This is a genomic window from Porphyromonas sp. COT-108 OH2963 (assembly GCF_000768895.1).
Lineage (GTDB): Bacteria > Bacteroidota > Bacteroidia > Bacteroidales > Porphyromonadaceae > Porphyromonas_A > Porphyromonas_A canoris.
In genome coordinates this window covers 13,123-30,616 of the sequence record NZ_JRAP01000021.1, presented here as the reverse complement: position 1 = coordinate 30,616, position 17,494 = coordinate 13,123, and the positions used below count along the sequence as shown (strand labels likewise).

General features: G+C 41.1%; 14 protein-coding genes. 5 read left to right on the top strand and 9 right to left on the bottom strand.

Annotated elements, in window-relative coordinates; translation table 11 throughout:
• Nucleotides 1–2 precede the first annotated feature (2 nt).
• Both HQ39_RS08870 and HQ39_RS08865 read right to left on the bottom strand, forming a co-directional pair.
• Nucleotides 3–1,208, bottom strand: coding sequence for a VapE domain-containing protein (locus HQ39_RS08870; protein WP_410524601.1), 1,206 nt, complete (start codon nucleotides 1,206–1,208; stop codon nucleotides 3–5).
• A 14-nt stretch (nucleotides 1,209–1,222) separates the two neighbouring features.
• The gene (locus HQ39_RS08865) at nucleotides 1,223–1,582 is read right to left on the bottom strand and encodes a helix-turn-helix domain-containing protein (protein WP_036865548.1); all 360 of its coding nucleotides are present in this window, start codon (nucleotides 1,580–1,582) and stop codon (nucleotides 1,223–1,225) included.
• Nucleotides 1,583–1,942: 360 nt separating this feature from the next.
• Here HQ39_RS08865 and HQ39_RS08860 point away from each other — a divergent pair, with 360 nt between their 5' ends.
• From HQ39_RS08860 to HQ39_RS08850, 3 genes are read left to right on the top strand one after another with little or no spacing between them, the layout of a single operon-like run.
• Nucleotides 1,943–2,956, top strand: a complete 1,014-nt coding sequence (locus HQ39_RS08860) for a hypothetical protein (protein WP_152565552.1) — start codon at nucleotides 1,943–1,945, stop codon at nucleotides 2,954–2,956.
• Nucleotides 2,943–4,751, top strand: a complete 1,809-nt coding sequence (locus tag HQ39_RS08855) for an SIR2 family protein (RefSeq protein WP_036865544.1) — start codon at nucleotides 2,943–2,945, stop codon at nucleotides 4,749–4,751. The genes HQ39_RS08860 and HQ39_RS08855 overlap by 14 nt, the downstream gene beginning before the upstream one ends.
• Entirely contained in the window at nucleotides 4,727–5,917 is a 1,191-nt protein-coding gene (locus tag HQ39_RS08850; protein WP_036865542.1) for a radical SAM protein, read from the top strand. Before HQ39_RS08855 ends, HQ39_RS08850 begins: the two co-directional genes overlap by 25 nt.
• A gap of 593 nt (nucleotides 5,918–6,510) precedes the next feature.
• On the opposite strand, the gene dnaK is transcribed toward HQ39_RS08850, so the two are convergent.
• The 7 genes from dnaK to galE all read right to left on the bottom strand — a co-directional run bounded on the left by dnaK (nucleotide 6,511) and on the right by galE (nucleotide 14,274).
• A complete protein-coding gene (dnaK, locus tag HQ39_RS08845) occupies nucleotides 6,511–8,427 on the bottom strand; it encodes a molecular chaperone DnaK (RefSeq protein ID WP_036865540.1) in 1,917 nt (638 codons plus the stop codon).
• 264 nt (nucleotides 8,428–8,691) lie between these two features.
• Nucleotides 8,692–9,036, bottom strand: coding sequence for a 50S ribosomal protein L20 (rplT, locus tag HQ39_RS08840; protein WP_036788510.1), 345 nt, complete (start codon nucleotides 9,034–9,036; stop codon nucleotides 8,692–8,694).
• A 110-nt stretch (nucleotides 9,037–9,146) separates the two neighbouring features.
• Nucleotides 9,147–9,344: a 50S ribosomal protein L35 gene (rpmI, locus tag HQ39_RS08835; RefSeq protein ID WP_036789010.1), complete on the bottom strand. Its 198-nt coding sequence runs from the start codon at nucleotides 9,342–9,344 to the stop codon at nucleotides 9,147–9,149.
• A 106-nt stretch (nucleotides 9,345–9,450) separates the two neighbouring features.
• On the bottom strand, nucleotides 9,451–9,990 hold the full coding sequence (gene infC / locus HQ39_RS08830) for a translation initiation factor IF-3 (RefSeq protein WP_036788507.1): 540 nt from the start codon (nucleotides 9,988–9,990) through the stop codon (nucleotides 9,451–9,453).
• Nucleotides 9,991–10,062: 72 nt separating this feature from the next.
• On the bottom strand, nucleotides 10,063–12,015 hold the full coding sequence (thrS, locus tag HQ39_RS08825) for a threonine--tRNA ligase (RefSeq protein WP_036865539.1): 1,953 nt from the start codon (nucleotides 12,013–12,015) through the stop codon (nucleotides 10,063–10,065).
• A gap of 387 nt (nucleotides 12,016–12,402) precedes the next feature.
• Nucleotides 12,403–13,080 (bottom strand): tetratricopeptide repeat protein, encoded by a 678-nt coding sequence (locus tag HQ39_RS08815; RefSeq protein ID WP_036865536.1) that lies wholly within the window; start codon nucleotides 13,078–13,080, stop codon nucleotides 12,403–12,405.
• Between the two features lie 165 nt (nucleotides 13,081–13,245).
• Nucleotides 13,246–14,274, bottom strand: a complete 1,029-nt coding sequence (galE, locus tag HQ39_RS08810; protein ID WP_036865534.1) for a UDP-glucose 4-epimerase GalE — start codon at nucleotides 14,272–14,274, stop codon at nucleotides 13,246–13,248.
• 199 nt (nucleotides 14,275–14,473) lie between these two features.
• Here galE and HQ39_RS08805 point away from each other — a divergent pair, with 199 nt between their 5' ends.
• Entirely contained in the window at nucleotides 14,474–16,519 is a 2,046-nt protein-coding gene (locus HQ39_RS08805; RefSeq protein WP_036865532.1) for a TonB-dependent receptor plug domain-containing protein, read from the top strand.
• Nucleotides 16,520–16,564: 45 nt separating this feature from the next.
• Nucleotides 16,565–17,227, top strand: a complete 663-nt coding sequence (locus tag HQ39_RS08800) for an HmuY family protein (RefSeq protein ID WP_036865530.1) — start codon at nucleotides 16,565–16,567, stop codon at nucleotides 17,225–17,227.
• Nucleotides 17,228–17,494 lie beyond the last annotated feature (267 nt).

The following is a 17,494-nucleotide window of genomic DNA, read 5'->3' as shown; positions in this document are numbered from 1 at the left end:
GGTCAAAAGGAACTCACGAACGGATTCGGGAAGACTTTCCTGATATGATAAACATACATAGGGTTACCTCCTATCCGTCGAGACTTTCGTTCAAATCCTGCTTTGCGCAGGGCTTCACCCATTCGTTTTTCAGAGAGGTTTAGTGTGGTGTATCCACGCAAATAATTCAGGACTTCCGAAGTAGTCATATAAGATTCTTCCGTAGGACTTGGTTTCTCAAAGCCTTTGAGTAACATTTCGTATTCGACTGTCTGCACATGAAAGCCTTCGCTCTCTCGGTGCAATTCTGCAATCTCAGCATCATCAAACCAGTACCGATATCCACTTTCCCAATACCACCAAGCCTCCGAATAAACCTTATTGATATTGACCTGTTTAGCAGCTTCTATGTCAATAGCTTCTACTTCAAAAGGAAGAAACCGACGACTACCCGTCGGATCCGTAAGGAAGTCATTACCATTTACCGAAGCCATAAAACTGGCTAAGTGAGGATACTCTTCGATGTACGTATCGTATGGTCTGAGATACTTAACCCGTGGAGTTGTGATGAGATTCTTCAACTCATTTTCGTCTCTTTTGTTGAGGGCTTTGAGTTGGTCGTCGATATTGATAAACAGGTATTCGGCTATAAGGTTCTGCGTATCCTTGTTTTGAGGGTCAATAGTACCCGTAAACAAATATGCTTTTAGCTCCACGGGACAAAGCAAGTCTAAGAAAGTGGTCTTAAACTTACCCTGCTCTCCAGTCAAAACCAGACAGGTGTGATTGCGACAGAATAAATCATCCATCGCATTCGCCACCACTGCAATAAGCCATTTGGTCAAGTAGGTTTGCCACTTCTCAGGATTCCGAACCGTTACGCACGAAGCCAAGTGAATAATCTCCGAATCCTCTCCCGCGTTCCAATTCGATAGTTTTTGAAAATACTCCTGTACAGGATTGATACGCGGGCAGAAATCACTTTCCAATATCGCTCGTATATTCTCTGCCGAGGTACTGATACCTTGTGAAGAGTCCAATAGCCGTCGCATGGAGTTGATGTCGAATTTGCAGAGAGGATAGAAAGGTTCATCTTTATTCGAGTATCGAAACTCCGTGCGACTTTTTACGGTGTTGAATCGAAAGTCATAGTGCGCCCTTAGAAAGGACTCTATCCGTTCATTCTTGGATTGCTTCCCTTCTGGTCGTTCATCCATTTCTTCTTTCATCGTTGAATAGGGATTTAGAAATGAGAGAGCTTGGCTTTCTTTTCAGAGATAAAGAGCTTTGAGTCTTCGGCTAGTTCTCGCACAGTTTTTCTACGACCATTAGCTATCCATTCGAGCAACTCATCCTCGAAGAAGTAGAGTTGCTTTCCGTTCTTATAGCAAGGGAGTAAACGCTTACGCACAAGCGTATAAATTGCAGGCTTGGCTTTCCCGATGATTTTACACGCCTCATCTATCCCGATAGGAATACGTTTTGGAGAAATAACCACATCTTGCCCTTTCTCGACCAATGCTTTGATCTCAGCTACTTCGTTCACTAAGTGAGCTACCGCCTTGGGTAAATTCTCAAAAGAAATTTCGTCATTGGCCGTGATGATTGTTTTTAATAATTACAGAACAAACAAAATAAGTAATCAAAAAACATAAAATAAAAAATTCTGAGCGCGGAGCGCTTTAACAATTATCAATGGATTTAATTTAATAAGTATTCGAAAATCAATAGAATTTTGTATATTTGTGGACCTAGTAATTGATTCTAAGACTACCGTGAATCAAATACAATTTACCCGTCGAAGTTTTCTATAAATACACATTAGTGCTTAACCACTAAAAAAGAATATTATTTACATAACCCTAAAAACATTCTATTACTGTTGTGTATTCGCAATTTTATACCTACTTTCGAGGAAACAAATAACAAGCACTGTAATTTCATTCGTAACAACTATAAAATTATGGAAAATTTAGAGATAACAAAATTACAGCCTCCTAAAATCATAGAAAAAAACGTAAACAGACTCTTAAAAATAACAGGATTTGTCACAATCTTACATGAACCTCATAATTCAAGAAATATTGCCTTCTCAAGATATTACCATGTGAGACGAGTTGTTTGGGTATCCTTGGTTATGGGGATAAATTTTAGAAGGCATGGTACCTTTGTTGATTTGAATAAGTTGGAGTTATTAGCTTGGGGGCACGACCTAAATCGTTGGCCTTTTTCCCACAATAGCGAAAAGGGATTTTTCGACCAAGGAAAAGACCTAAAAAGATATATTACAGATAATAATTTGACGAGCACTCCTTTTGATTTTTCCGAAGTAAAACATGTTATTGATAAAAAAATCAATAAAATTTCCACAGAAGCAATGATTCTTCTGATGGCTGATATTATCACTGGTTTTATCGAAGACCCTATTTGGATAACAACTGCATTGAATTTATCTCCTTCAATAATTCCAGATAAGGTCATGGATATTTTAAAATTCAACCTAAAAGACAAAGATCTTACAAATAGGTTATACGAATTGAATTTAGATTTTTACAACTCTTCATCCCATGAAGAATTTGTGAAAAAATTCGACAAATTATTTTGCAAAACCACCCACGAATTTCTAAAAAAAGAATTTTTTTTCATCAATAACAAACTAGACTCTATTCATTTCAGCAATTATAGAAGTATTATAAAAGAAGAATTCCTTGTAAAAATAGTTTTCCCATACAACAACGAAAAAATATCACGAGGAAAACTAATTAGAGAGAAATTAATAATTCCATATTTAAATAAAATAAAAAGAACGGAAATAAATAAAAAACTCACCGAATTAGACGAGGAACAGTTTATAGAAGAAGTCATTTCCCTAAAAATAATCAACCAAGAAGATGTGCCAACATTTTACCCTCGAATTAATTATATCAGTAAGTACGAACCCTATTTAAGCTTTAGAGATATATATGAACCCAAATGAAGCCATCAAAATCCTTGCCCCAGAATTAAAGAAAAAAAGCTTAGTACCTTTTTGCGGAGCAGGAATATCCATTCCCTCAGGCCTACCAAGCGCTAAATCATTTATAAATGAAAATGGATTTGACAGATTGCCATTTCCAACAGCAATGTCCATAGCTCATTTTCACCCAAACTTTAATAAAAATTTCAATAAAGTATTCGACAACAATAATATCAAACCTAATATTTTACACCAACTAATAACAAGACTAAATGCCAATATCTATATCACTACAAACTATGATCAACTAATAGAAAAATCATTTAAAAATTCTGCGCTAAATAATAATGACGAATTGATCATAGTCAGAACAGCATCAGACATTCCCAAGATCAATCAAGGAAAAAACATATTAATAAAACTCCATGGCGACACTGAGATACGAGACTTACTTATTTTAACAAAAGAAGATTATATCGAAAGAATAAAAACTCCTAATTTAGTGGATGAGTTCGTGAGAATAATTTTTGCTTCAAATACAATACTGTTTATTGGTTATAGCCTTCAGGATGATAATATTTTCAGAATTCTTGAAGGCGAAAAAAAATTAAATTCTGGAGCTCTTCCTGATAAATATATTGTATTGCCAAGGCGAGACGAAGAGTTTGAAAAATATTTAAAGCATATTAATGTCATCCCTATATACTTAGACTGCCAAGATGATAAAATAACAGAACAGCTGTCTGATTTCTTATTTAAACTGTGGTGTCAGTATGATTTTTTTGAAGATTTAACAAATAAAACTGAGATAAAAAGTGAAAACTCCATTGAGGTTTCAATTCAAAAAGCATTAATGTACAGAAACGACAATAAACCAGAGGAAGCAAAAAAAATACTAGATAAAATAATTAAAGAAAGTGATTGGGAAAACAATATTGAAATAATTCCTAGAATTTTATGGCTATATGTAGGTATTTTTGACAGTACTGAAGATTGGGATAGTTTAGAGACAATCCAAGATAGTAAACTAAGTATAATATTAAACAAATTGAGCAAGTCTCTACCTATACAAATATCAAACTTGATGAAAGGAGTACACGAAAGTTCATTAGCGTTGCTAAGATATCATTCATTAAACATAATAAAAGCACAGAGGAGCTATATAAAGGCCGATCAGAATATTGTTATAGACGATACTTCTCCCTCTTCAATACGCATATTGAAAGCAAATAATTTAACTATAGGTGCAATAATTGAATACTACAATTATATAGCGACTAATTCAGATGAGAGTTTGAAAAAGGCTTTGACCAATCTAAAAAATGCAGAATCAATATTTAAACCAATTGAATCCGAGCGAGAACCATTTCATCATTTAGGTCGTTTCTGGGGGGCAAAAGCACTTATCCACTTAAATTTAGTAAACGAAACAGATATTGACAATATTTTAGATTGGGCCAGAAAGGCACATTCTGGTCCTTTTCGAACAGAAAATGGTAAAATCGCTGGCCGTTATTGTCATGCTTATTGTTGTTACTTCTTATCCAAAATCTGTGAAGAAAGAAAAGATGAATTGCTACGACAGGCCATTAAACTTCTCCAAGAAAATAACATAAAAATAAACAAGAATACGCAACGGATTGCAGCATATAAAAATAGCTTGCTGTACAACCATGTCAATTATGATTTAAATAAAAAAACCTATTTCTTGCGCTCTGATTTAAAAGAACTCTCTAAAAATATTAATGAGAAATTCGCTAGCAATATAAAAAATTCGCTGTCAATAAAGAAATGGTTGAAATTACCAATAAATTAAAAAAGATAGATATGCCAAGTAGTATTTTTGGAGGTTGGTCGAAAATTATATGTTTTAATCAGGAAGGGGATATAATTGGAATGACTGATGCTCACGATGGAGATTTTTTCCCTCTTTCGATTCTGGATTACGTGGATGCGCTAAAAAAAATTCGTAACGGAAGTTATAGGGTCCCATTGCAAGTTGATATAGATATAACACAAAACTGTAATTGTAATTGTCATTTCTGCTTTTCATCTTCTTATAGGAAAAATCCCAACTATTATCGTTCATACATTAACAAAGTAATGCTTGATAATCTACTACAAGAACTTGCATCAAAAGGGACTAAGTCAGTTAGATACTGTGGTGGTGGTGAACCATTAATGCATCCTGATATTAAAGAAATTATCAAGCTCCCCTCTAAATACAACTTAAAATCAACAATTATAACCAATGGTGATTTTCTTACTAGTGAGATTGCAGAGCTTATGCTTGAGTACGTAAATAAAATTCAATGGAGCCTAAATTCAATTACTGATGAAACAAGAATGCATATTCATAGATCAAATACTGGGATTGATCAAACATTAAAAGTTTGTAAAAGTATGATTAAATCTCGTACTCAATTCCCAATAATATGCTCCACCTTTCTACTTCACCCTGACAATGTAAATGAGATATTAGAAACAATAAAAAAAATGTCAGAAATCGGTATTGATTCTTTATCATTTAGGAATATAAATCATAAAAAAATCTCATGGAAGATAGAAGATCTTAAAAAATTAAATAACACTATCAAAATAGCAAAAGACTTAAACTTACCATTTGTGCACTTCCCCTCTTTTAAAGATAAATCTAACATTCCACTAAAATGTCTTTCAACTCAACTAAGAACAGTAATTGAATCTTACAAAGAAGGATATTTAATACAATACTGCGGCTTATTTCGTGGAAGTGGGATCAAAAATGAAAATTTTATTAAAGAATTTGATTCATTTGAAAGTAGATGGGAAAAAGCACTAAAAGAAAAGAATCTTAAATGTAGTTTTTGTATTGATTCTAGTATAAATCGAGCACTAAATTTTATTAATAAAATGCTAAATATTGATGAAAATGCGATTTTTGAAACCAATAAGACAGATATTCAAAAAGTATATATACATGAGAGTCTCAGCGATTATTAAAATGTTGTACACTCTTTCAACCGCCAATAGGAGGATAACCTACAAGTAAGAATAGTTGACGAATTTAACTGTTCATATTATTTACCATTGACTTCCTCTACACCCAAAGAGTTTTTTAGGTCATCTCTCAAATACCTTTTAATGTTATTTGGCTCCAAACACCTTTTAGCGCATCAGCAAAAGGTAAAAAAAATAGAACAATATCGTTCTATTTCTTGCGCTTAGATATCTCTATATTTTTTTAGCTAATATTATAATAGTTTAAGACAGACATGGTTTTCACATCGATAAGCTGAATATTAGACGTCAATAGTTGGTCAGCATATAATTCTAAACAGTGACAAAGTCGTTTCAAATTTGTATCTCTCAGGTATCTTAATTACGGCATAAATATCTATACTACTCACAAATCGTAGAATAGAAATAGCTATCAAGAAAAAGTTTGTGAACTTTTTATACTAGCAGCCGCTATCCGACACTTTAGAGATTTAGAAATCGACAGATCCAGTTAAGTCTTTAAAAACAAAAAAATCGCAGTAAGCAACTGTCTTACTGCGATTTACTATTTGTTTGATGCTCGTTTGTGAGCGTAATTACTTCACTTCTTCAAAATCCGCATCCGTAACATCTCCCTCTTGATTCGCATCACCGGCACCGGTATTGGCAGATGAAGCGTTAGGATTAGGTTGAGGACCTCCGGCTTGTGCACCTTGCTGAGCATACATCTGTTGGCTTGCTTCTTGGAAGATAGAGTTGAGCTTATCCATTGCAGCATCGAGTCCGGCAATGTCTTGAGCTTTGTGCTTCTCCTTAAGATCGGCAAGAGCTGTCTCTATTTCGCTCTTCTTGTCGGCCGGAAGCTTATCGCCAAGATCTTTAAGGCTCTTCTCTATTTGGAAGATCATGCTGTCTGCTTGGTTCAGCTTGTCTATGCGCTCACGCTCTTTTTGGTCAGCTTCTGCATTTGCCGCAGCTTCGTCCTTCATGCGTTGGATCTCTTCTTCCGAAAGACCGGTAGATGCTTCGATGCGAATAGCTTGCTCTTTGCCGGTAGCCTTATCTTTTGCACTTACGTTCACGATACCATTGGCGTCGATGTCGAATGTTACTTCGATTTGAGGCACACCACGTGGTGCAGGAGGAATACCATCGAGAGAGAAACGACCGAGTGTTTTATTGTCTCTCGCCATAGAACGTTCTCCTTGAAGCACGTGAATGTCTACAGAAGGCTGATTGTCCGCAGCAGTGGAGAATACTTGGCTCTTCTTTGCAGGGATAGTAGTGTTGGCATCTATAAGCTTTGTCATCACTCCGCCAAGTGTTTCGATACCGAGAGATAGAGGTGTAACGTCCAATAGAAGCACATCCTTCACATCTCCGCTGAGTACTCCACCTTGTATCGCAGCACCAAGAGCCACCACTTCGTCCGGATTTACGCCCTTGGATGGAACTTTGCCGAAGATCTTTTGTACAATCTCCTGAATAGCCGGAACACGAGTGGAACCACCCACCAAGATTACTTCGTCGATGTCCGAAGCCTTAAGTCCTGCATCGGACAATGCTTTCTGACAAGGAGCCACACAGGCTTGGATGTACTTGTCTGCCAGCTGTTCAAACTTTGCTCTGGTCAATGTACGCACCAAGTGTTTGGGGATACCGTTTACCGGCATAATATATGGAAGATTGATCTCTGTAGATGCAGAAGAAGATAGCTCTATCTTTGCCTTTTCCGCTGCTTCTTTAAGACGTTGAAGCGCCATAGGATCTTCGCTAAGAGTCAATCCTTCGTCCTTGCGGAACTCATCTACAAGCCATTCGATGATAACATGATCGAAGTCATCACCACCCAAATGTGTATCACCATTTGTTGAAAGTACTTCAAAGACGCCATCACCCAATTCGAGGATAGAGATATCGAACGTACCACCACCAAGGTCGAATACAGCGATCTTCTTATCTGTTGTACTCTTATCCAAGCCATAAGCAAGAGCTGCGGCAGTAGGTTCGTTCACGATACGCTCTACTTTAAGACCTGCAATCTCGCCTGCTTCTTTTGTTGCTTGACGTTGAGCATCCGAGAAGTATGCCGGAACAGTTACCACTGCAGATGTTACCTCTTCTCCAAGATAATCTTCCGCCGTCTTCTTCATCTTCTGAAGAATCATCGCAGAAATCTCTTGAGGAGAGTAAAGACGACCGTTAATATCTACGCGGCAAGAGTCGTTATCTCCCTTAACAACCTTATAAGGAAGCTTGCTTGCTTCGTTTGCCATGTGTCCGAATGTCTCTCCCATAAGTCTCTTAATAGAGAATATGGTATTTTGAGGATTCGTGATAGCTTGACGCTTAGCAGGATCTCCCACCTTACGTTCTCCGTTTTCCACGAATGCCACTACTGAAGGTGTTGTTCTTTTACCTTCGCTATTTGCAATTACTACCGGCTCGTTACCTTCCATTACAGATACGCAGCTGTTGGTAGTACCTAAGTCAATTCCGATTATTTTTCCCATTATATATAATTGTTTTTAGTTTGTTCGTTCATTTCGGAAAGCTCTCTTTCGAGCATTCCACACAATAAAATTCAAACGGTGTGCCAACAGATTAAAGCTGGCAGAGTACACTGACAAGAGCTTAACTCTGGCAGAATGTATGACAGACATCTATGACACCTCTTGGATAGCATAGCAGATAACGTGCCAAATATGACTAAAAAAAGACTCCCACCTCTAAAAGAGGCAGGAGTCCTTGAGTATTTTGGTAGATGAAAGTGTTTCTTACTTCACCTTATCTACGATAGCCTTGAATGCTTCCGGATGATTCATTGCAAGATCTGCAAGAACCTTACGGTTGATCTCTATACCGTTTGCATGAAGAGCACCCATAAACTTAGAGTAGCTCATACCTTCTTGACGAACAGCTGCATTGATACGTTGGATCCAAAGAGCACGGAAGTTACGTTTTTTGTTCTTACGGTCTCTGTAAGCGTATGTAAGACCCTTTTCCCAAGTGTTCTTAGCAACGGTCCAAACATTCTTACGGGCTCCGTAATAGCCACGAGTGAGCTTCAAAATTCTTTTTCTCTTCGCTCTTGAAGCAACATGATTGACTGATCTAGCCATAGTTTAAAATTGTTTTGTGAGACTTAGCGGATTATGGAATCTCTTACTCCTTTGCTGGGCTAAGTGCTCTGTTAAAAAATCTGTACAAATACTACTTTCAGGAGCCTCTGTTATCTGAGGTTAAGCATTCTCTTCACACTGGCTTCGTCCACTTTATGAACAAGACCGGTAGCGGTAAGATGACGTTTTTGCTTAGTTGTCTTCTTAGTCAGGATATGACTCTTAAAAGCGTGTTTGCGCTTGATTTTACCTGTTCCGGTAAGGGTAAACCTTTTCTTTGCACCGGAGTTAGTCTTCAATTTAGGCATTTTCGTACGTTTGTATTGTTTGTTAAACATAATGTTGTTGCGCAGCCATAAGCGCAATCAACACTTAAAATATATGAATTATCGAGTCAAGAGCTTTGCAGCTGCTTTACTTTTTAGTCTTCTTAGGAGAGAACATCATGATCATTCTCTTACCTTCCAACTTGGGTAGCTGGTCTACTTTAGCGTATTCCTCCAAGTCGTTTGCAAACTTAAGCAGAAGCATCTCTCCCTGATCCTGGAAAAGGATGGATCGTCCACGGAAAAAGACGTAAGCCTTAACCTTTGCACCATCTTCGAGGAATCCTATCGCATGCTTGAGCTTGAAGTTATAATCATGCTCGTCTGTCTGAGGTCCAAAGCGAATCTCCTTCACCACGACCTTTACAGATTTTGCTTTCTGCTCCTTCAGTTTCTTTCTTTGCTGATAAAGAAACTTCTGGTAATCCATTATTCTACACACCGGAGGCTCACCATTAGGAGAAATCTCCACGAGATCCAAGCCCTGTTCCTCTGCCATTGCAAGAGCTTTCTGAGTAGGATAGATACCTTGCTCTACATTATCTCCTACGAGACGAACCTCTTTTACACGGATCTTCTCATTTAATCTATGCTGATCCTTATCGTCTTTCTTGTTGTTTATCGCCATTCAGTACTTTTTTCTGTTGCCGGTGAATATGGGTGTGTATGTTATAATGTATATGTATAATCAAAATAGGGATTAAGCCTGCCATGCATTAAGCATAGACTCAACCTCTTCGTTCAAATTCTTCGCAAAGGTAGTAAATTCTTCCGAACCTTTATCACCTTCACCTTGCTTTCTTACAGATACCGTATTGGTTTCCATCTCTTTTTCTCCCACGATAAGCAGGTAAGGGATGCGTTTAAGCTCGTTATCCCGGATCTTTTTGCCGATTTTCTCATTTCTGTCATCCACCGAAGAGCGAATATCTTGAGAAGCAAAGTAGCGAGAAACATTATAAGCATAGTCGTTATACTTTTCGCTGATAGGCAGGATAACCACCTGATCCGGTGTGAGCCATAGAGGGAACTTTCCGGCAGTGTGCTCGATAAGCACTGCCACAAAACGCTCCATAGATCCGAATGGTGCTCTGTGAATCATCACAGGGCGGTGTTTCTTGTTATCCTCTCCGGTATATTCGAGGTCGAAGCGTTCCGGGAGGTTATAATCCACCTGAATGGTACCGAGCTGCCAACGGCGACCAAGGGCATCCTTCACCATGAAGTCAAGCTTAGGTCCATAGAATGCCGCTTCTCCATATTCTATTACGGCACTCAAACCTTTCTCCTGACAAGCTTCTATGATCGCTGTTTCTGCTTTTTCCCAGTTTTCCTCGCTTCCGATATATTTACTTCTGTCCTCCTTGCTTCTGAGCGATATTTGCGCTTCAAAGTTTTCAAAGTTGAGAGCTTTGAAGATGATGAAGATAATATCCACGACCTTCAAGAACTCTTCCTTCAGCTGATCGGGACGGCAGAAGATGTGCGCATCATCTTGGGTAAACCCTCTTACACGGGTAAGACCGTGAAGCTCACCACTCTGTTCATAACGATAAACCGTACCGAACTCTGCCAGACGCACCGGAAGATCTCTATAAGAACGAGGCTTCACCTTGTACATCTCGCAGTGGTGAGGGCAGTTCATCGGCTTAAGCATGAACTCTTCTCCCTCTTGAGGCGTAAGGATAGGGCGGAAAGCATCTTCCTTATACTTCTCATAGTGTCCGGAAGTAACGTATAGAGCCTTGTTGCCGATATGCGGAGTCATCACCTGATCATAACCATAACGCTTTTGGATCTTCTTCAAGAAGTCTTCAAGCGAAAGGCGAAGCTGTGTACCTCTTGGCAGCCACAAAGGAAGACCGGCACCCACATTTTGTGAGAAGGCAAAGAGTTCCAGCTCTTTACCGATGCGTCTGTGGTCTCTCTTTTTGGCTTCTTCCAGAAGAACGAGATACTCATCGAGCATCTTCTTCTTAGGGAAAGTGATACCATATATACGTGTGAGCTGCTTGCGCTTTTCGTCTCCACGCCAGTATGCACCCGCAATGGAGAGCAGCTTTATAGCCTTTATGGGCGATGTGTCTCTCAGGTGAGGACCGCGACAGAGATCGGTAAATCCTCCCTGTGTATATGTTGTGATGGTACCGTCTTCAAGGTCTGTTATAAGCTCTATCTTATATTCGTCTCCTTTTTGGTTCCAGTACTCCAAAGCGTCCGACTTGCTTATGGCACGTCTTTGCAGCGAGCATCCTTGAGATGCCAACTCTTTCATCTTGTTCTCTATCGCAGCCAAGTCGGAGTCTTTTATCACTCTGTCACCAAGATCCACATCGTAATAGAAACCATTCTCGATAGCCGGACCGATACCGAACTTCACTCCCGGATAAAGCTCTTGCAACGCTTCCGCCATAAGGTGAGCACTGGTATGCCAGAACGCATGCTTGCCTTCTTTGTCGTCCCACTTGTGAAGAACGATGGAAGCATCCTCCGTAATGGGCGTGGCAAGATCGGAATTTTTACCATTTATAGACGCCGAAAGGACATCTCCGGCCAATCTGGAGCTGATAGACTCCGCTATTTGAAGAGGAGTGATACCGGACTCGAACTCTCTCTGAGAGCCATCGGGGAAAGTTATCTTTATTTGAGACATAAGTTCCTATTGAATCTATTTTTTGATCTAAATATTGTGCAAAGATACTTCTTTTAGTGTATAAATAAAAGAATGAACCTGTTATATTCTTTGAAGCAAACTTTGACTGCCGCAAAGCAAGCCGTGAGTTTTTGCGGAGCAAGCCACGAGTTCTGCAAAGCAGGTCATGAGTTTTGCAAATCGAGCCGTGAATCAGGGAAAACAAGGCTCAGTTTTGACCTTTTATCCCGTTTAGAGCAACCTCTTTTAAGGTTTAGAGAATGTTCTGAACGGCTTCGGAGAAAAAATCTTTCGGGAGAAAAGATCCGGGCAGACACCTGAAAAAGAAAGAGGATGCGCCTTGATGAAAGACGCATCCTCTCTTATTCTTCGGGTCTAAACGGATGTTTAGAACGATAGCTGCTCTATGTACTTGTCTATATCTTGAGCATCTTGAGACGCGTAGTACTTTTCCTTGATGGTTTTGTAGCATTCCAAAGCCTTGTCATTCTGACCAAGATGCTTGTAAACGGTTGCCGCTTTCTTCAAATATATCGGAGAGATCAGCTCGTTATCGGCGCTCTTTGCTGCTTTTTCAAAGTAGCCGATGGCTTCCTGATACTTGTCTTGCTCTACATAGCAGTCTCCGATAAGACCGATCAAAGTAGGTGCGACCATGGTATCCGAAGAGTCGAACTTCTTCAAATGCTCTTCAGCCTTTGCATAGTCTCCGAGCTTGTAGTAGCAGATACCTGCATAAGCATGAGCCACATTGCCTGAAGGCGTACCATCATACTTTTTGATTACGTCCAAGAAACCCATGATGTCTGCACCGTTACCGTTAAGAGCAAGCTGGAAAGAGTCTTTGGCGAAATAGTTTTCCGCAACGAAGATGCTCTTTTCTGCATTCTTCTCATGGGGTTGTTTGTACAGATACTTGTATCCCAAAATGAGACCCACCAAAGCTACTGCTGCTATGATGACAAAGACAATAGCTTTCTTGTTTTCGTCTAAAAATTTCTCCGAACGGGTTATAGCTTCCGCTGTAGTCTCTCCTAACGAAGAGTGTTGTTTCTGATCCTTCATTTTTAGTCTCGTAATCTAAATGTGACTTTTAAGTTTATGCTCAAAAAATTAGAGAATAATTCATTCCGCCCACAAAAGTACAAAATAAAGTTGAATACCCTGATACTACCATCTTAATTTTGTAGCGGATAGAGAGCGGAAAGAAAGCAGAGCAAACGGACAGGTTTACTTTTGAGACAGTTTTTTCTGCCACTCCCAAGCGCTCAGAAGAGTCTCAGCCAACTCTTTTTCTGCCCGCCATCCCAACACTTCGTTGGCATGTTGGGGGTCTGCCCAGACCTTTTCTATATCTCCCTCTCTTCGTCCTACAATCTTGTACGGAAGAGCTACGCCGGTAGCTTCTTGAAAGGTATGTACCAGCTCCAGAACGCTGACGCCTCGTCCCGTTCCGATGTTAAAGACTTCCATCTGCTCGCCTTTATCGCTCTTGAGCATACGATCCATGGCGATGACGTGCGCTTTGGCAAGGTCTACCACATTGATATAGTCTCTGATGCAAGAGCCGTCCGGTGTGTCGTAATCATCCCCGAAGACGCTCAGTTCGGCACGGATACCGGCTGCGGTTTGCGTGATGTAAGGGACAAGATTTTGGGGTACGCCGATGGGAAGCTCGCCTATCTTGGCAGACGGATGAGCACCTATCGGATTGAAGTAGCGCAACAAAATAGCCTTGTAAGGCGCTCCGGAGTAGATGGTGTCTCGTATGATCTCTTCGTTGATCTGCTTCGTGTTGCCATACGGAGAGAGTGCAGGTTTTGTGGGAGCCGCTTCCGTGACGGGAAGTATATCCGGCTGCCCGTAGACGGTGCAGGATGAGGAGAAGACGATACCCTTGACATGATGCTCGGACATCAGCTCCAGCAGGTTCAGTAGTGTTACTATATTGTTACGGTAATAGAGCAGTGGTTTCTGCACAGACTCCCCTACCGCCTTGCTTGCAGCGAAATGAATAATACCCTCTATACCCGGATGAGAAGAGAAGATGCGGCTTAGCCCCTCTTTATCGTTGCAGTCCAACTCATAAAACAACGGACGCACACCCGATATGGACTCTATCCCGTCTATCACTTCTTTATTGGAGTTGGAAAGGTTATCCACGATAATGACATCATATCCGGCTGCTTGAAGCTCCACGGTGGTATGAGAACCGATATAACCGGTACCGCCGGTTACCAAAATTGTTTTCTTATTCATATCTAATTCTTTGGGTTTTTGCTCTCGCAAATTTAAGAAACTTTCTGCAATATAACGGCTCCGATTTTACCCTTAATGCACAGACAAAAAGAGAGGAACAAAATACCGATTTATAGCTATTGTGTAGAAAGAAAGGTATGTATAGTTTTGCACAAAAATTCAGAAGTAGAATATTCTATGCTCTGTTCTGTATAAAGCAATGACTCGCATCATCTTTACCCTCTTGGGTATATTCATATACTCTGCCTCCTTTGCACAGCAAGGGAAGAAGCGCAACGCCGACGACTACCGGGAGATCGAGGAAGTAGTGGTAACGGCAACCCGTACTCCGAAAAAGATATCTAACTCCCCTGTGATGACGCAGGTGATCACCGCCAAACAGATAGAGTCCAGAGGTCTTACGGACATTAAATCTCTTCTATCGCAAGAGGTACCGGGGCTTACGTTCAATGAGGTCGGCTTCGGAACAAGCATCAATATGCAAGGGCTTAGTGGCAAACACATCCTTTTCCTTATAGATGGAGAGCGTATGGCAGGAGAGAGTGGCAATAATATAGACTACCAGCGGATCAATCTGAACAATATAGAAAGGATAGAGATTGTCCAAGGTGCCGGGTCTGCCATCTATGGTACGCAGGCAATGGGAGGCGTCATCAATATCATCACGAAAAAGCCCAAAGATCGTTTTCGACTCTCACTGGACACGAAGTGGAGCCCGGCTTATCAGACGAACTATCCCTCGATAGAAGCAGGCGATAAATACGCTCTCTTCAAACGAAATGCCGATGCACCCAACCTGAACGGCTCGTTGACCGCATCCTACCGCCATAGCAAGTGGAGTACACAGACCACACTGACGCATCGGAGTGCGGACGCTTACGCTCTCTATGACAGCGAAGGGCTCAAAAAACATTTCAAGAAACAGGATCTTACCATCACGCTGCCGGTAAGCACTTCCCCGACCAATGTCTCAGGCTTCCGTACCAACAGCGTACGTGAAGTGTTGACATTCACTCCGAACAAAAGGCTCTCCCTCTCCGCTACGGGCACTCTGTACGAGATGAGCAAGTATGATCTCAATCCGGACAACCTTTACGAATACAACACGGATATCGCCGGAAGCATCTCCGGAACATATACATTTGATAATAAGGGAATGCTCAAGCTCACGCTTTCGGGTGATCAGTACAACAAGTACAAGAAGTTCGAACTGATAAAAGGACGCAAAGACCTCATCTACAAACACCGTTTGGTGCAGCCGCGCCTCTCGTACGTCCGGAAGATCGGAGAGCATCACGAGCTGAGCCTTGGCGCAGAATACTTCGACGAGATGCTTTACACGGATAAGTTTACCAATGTTGGCTACTCCGCCCGAAGCCAGCACAGCGCATCTCTTTACGTTCAAGAGGACTGGCAGATCACTCCCCGCTTTGGCATTATAGCCGGGCTGAGAGGAGATTATCACAACGCTTACGGCTTCAATCTTGCACCCAAAGCGGCAGCCATATATAAGCTGATGCCGGTAACGCTCCGCTTCAATTACGGCGCAGGATACCGATCGCCGAGTATCAAAGAGCTGCACATGAACTGGGATCATCTCGGTATGTTCATGATCTATGGCAACTCCGCACTTCGACCGGAGCGCAACCACTACTTCTCTCTCTCTTCCGAGTATGTCTCCGGACGCTTCTATGCGCTGATCTCCGGCTACTACAACAGCTTCTCCAACAAGATCGAGGGCATTTGGCGGAACAATCAAAAAGAACTTCATTACAACAACATCGAGTCTTCTCTCCTTGCCGGACTGCAGGCACAGATACGATTCAATCCGTTTGTGGACGGGCTTCATCTCCACGCTTCTGCCAGCTACCTCCACCCCACAAAGAACAAAAGTCTCCAGCTCAACACACAAAGCACTCTGTCCGGAACGCTTCGTGCCGAGTACGATCGCTCATGGGGAAAGAGCGGCATCAACATCAACCTTTCCGGTTCGTATATCGGCAAAAAGGAGTTTGACGTCCAAGAAGATCTCGAACAAAACGGTACCACGACAACGGAATACTACACGACAATCATTCCGGCGTACTCCCTCTGGCACGTTTCCCTCTCCTATCGCCACGACAAAGTAGGTCAGATAACGCTCGGAGTGGACAACATATTCGACTACCACGCAGGTATCGTCAGCTTCAATTCATACACGGGGATCGGGCGAAACGCTTTTGTATCTCTGCATCTCAAGATATAGTCTGCCCCCGTTTTACTTCAAACACAACTTATATACTTATCACTTATGAACAGAACAATCTTTATCTCGCTCGTCATACTGGCAGCGCTATCACTGACATCGTGCGAAAAAAAGCCCGGAGAAGCTCCATCTCCCGATGCTTCTGCAAAAGAGTACACACAGAGCAAACCTACCGAGTTTCAAGGAGAATGGATCTACTTCTCTTTTGCTACGGGCAAAGAAGTGGGAGGTGTTACAGAGTCCAACTATCAAGAGCGTTCAGACTGGGATATAGCGTTCAACTCCTTCTTCTTCCGTACGAACAGCGGTAAGTCCGGCAAAGGGAAAGGTGGCGCACTCAAGACAGACAAGCAGAATCTTGCCGATGTCAAAGAAGCACCGATCACAGGATACGGCATAGACGAAGACTACGTTGCTCTCGGCTACAATGGTAAAGTGATCGAACACAAAACCACGGCAAACGTTGTGCTGAGCGGCATCTCCAAGATCCAGCTCCAACCAAGAGTAGACATCCGACTCGGTGAGGCAATCAGGTTCCAAGGACCTCCTCCCACTTATACACCCAACGAAAACATCTTCATCATCCGCACGGCGGACGGCAAGTATGCCAAAGTAAAGTTCGTCAGCTACTCCAATGCAGAAGGTAGACCGGGATACATCAGCTTCAAATATGTCTACCAAGCCGATGGCAGTACGAAACTGAACTAACTTCCATTATCTGGAATACAGACTATCCGCATCGCTACGGATAGACAAGCAGAAGAAGCCGTAAATCTATCTTTACGGCTTCTTATTTTTTGACGACAGGCAAAACTCACTTATAGTCTACAGAAAAAAAACTTTGGATTAGTAAGAAAATAAATTTCCGTGGCCAAGAAAAAATTTTTCATGGGCATGGAAAAAAATTTTCATGCGGACAGAAATATTTTTTCGTATATGCAGAAAAATATTTTTGCATATGCAGAAATTTATTTT

Excerpts from the sequence above, each read along its gene's own strand:
- HQ39_RS08870 (WP_410524601.1), bottom strand. The coding sequence starts at position 1,208 with ATGAAAGAAGAAATGGATGAACGACCAGAAGGGAAGCAATCCAAGAAT.
- HQ39_RS08860 (WP_152565552.1), top strand. The coding sequence starts at position 1,943 with ATGGAAAATTTAGAGATAACAAAATTACAGCCTCCTAAAATCATAGAA.
- HQ39_RS08855 (WP_036865544.1), top strand. The coding sequence starts at position 2,943 with ATGAACCCAAATGAAGCCATCAAAATCCTTGCCCCAGAATTAAAGAAA.
- HQ39_RS08850 (WP_036865542.1), top strand. The coding sequence starts at position 4,727 with ATGGTTGAAATTACCAATAAATTAAAAAAGATAGATATGCCAAGTAGT.
- dnaK (WP_036865540.1), bottom strand. The coding sequence starts at position 8,427 with ATGGGAAAAATAATCGGAATTGACTTAGGTACTACCAACAGCTGCGTA.
- rplT (WP_036788510.1), bottom strand. The coding sequence starts at position 9,036 with ATGGCTAGATCAGTCAATCATGTTGCTTCAAGAGCGAAGAGAAAAAGA.
- rpmI (WP_036789010.1), bottom strand. The coding sequence starts at position 9,344 with ATGCCTAAATTGAAGACTAACTCCGGTGCAAAGAAAAGGTTTACCCTT.
- infC (WP_036788507.1), bottom strand. The coding sequence starts at position 9,990 with ATGGCGATAAACAACAAGAAAGACGATAAGGATCAGCATAGATTAAAT.
- thrS (WP_036865539.1), bottom strand. The coding sequence starts at position 12,015 with ATGTCTCAAATAAAGATAACTTTCCCCGATGGCTCTCAGAGAGAGTTC.
- HQ39_RS08815 (WP_036865536.1), bottom strand. The coding sequence starts at position 13,080 with ATGAAGGATCAGAAACAACACTCTTCGTTAGGAGAGACTACAGCGGAA.
- galE (WP_036865534.1), bottom strand. The coding sequence starts at position 14,274 with ATGAATAAGAAAACAATTTTGGTAACCGGCGGTACCGGTTATATCGGT.
- HQ39_RS08805 (WP_036865532.1), top strand. The coding sequence starts at position 14,474 with ATGACTCGCATCATCTTTACCCTCTTGGGTATATTCATATACTCTGCC.
- HQ39_RS08800 (WP_036865530.1), top strand. The coding sequence starts at position 16,565 with ATGAACAGAACAATCTTTATCTCGCTCGTCATACTGGCAGCGCTATCA.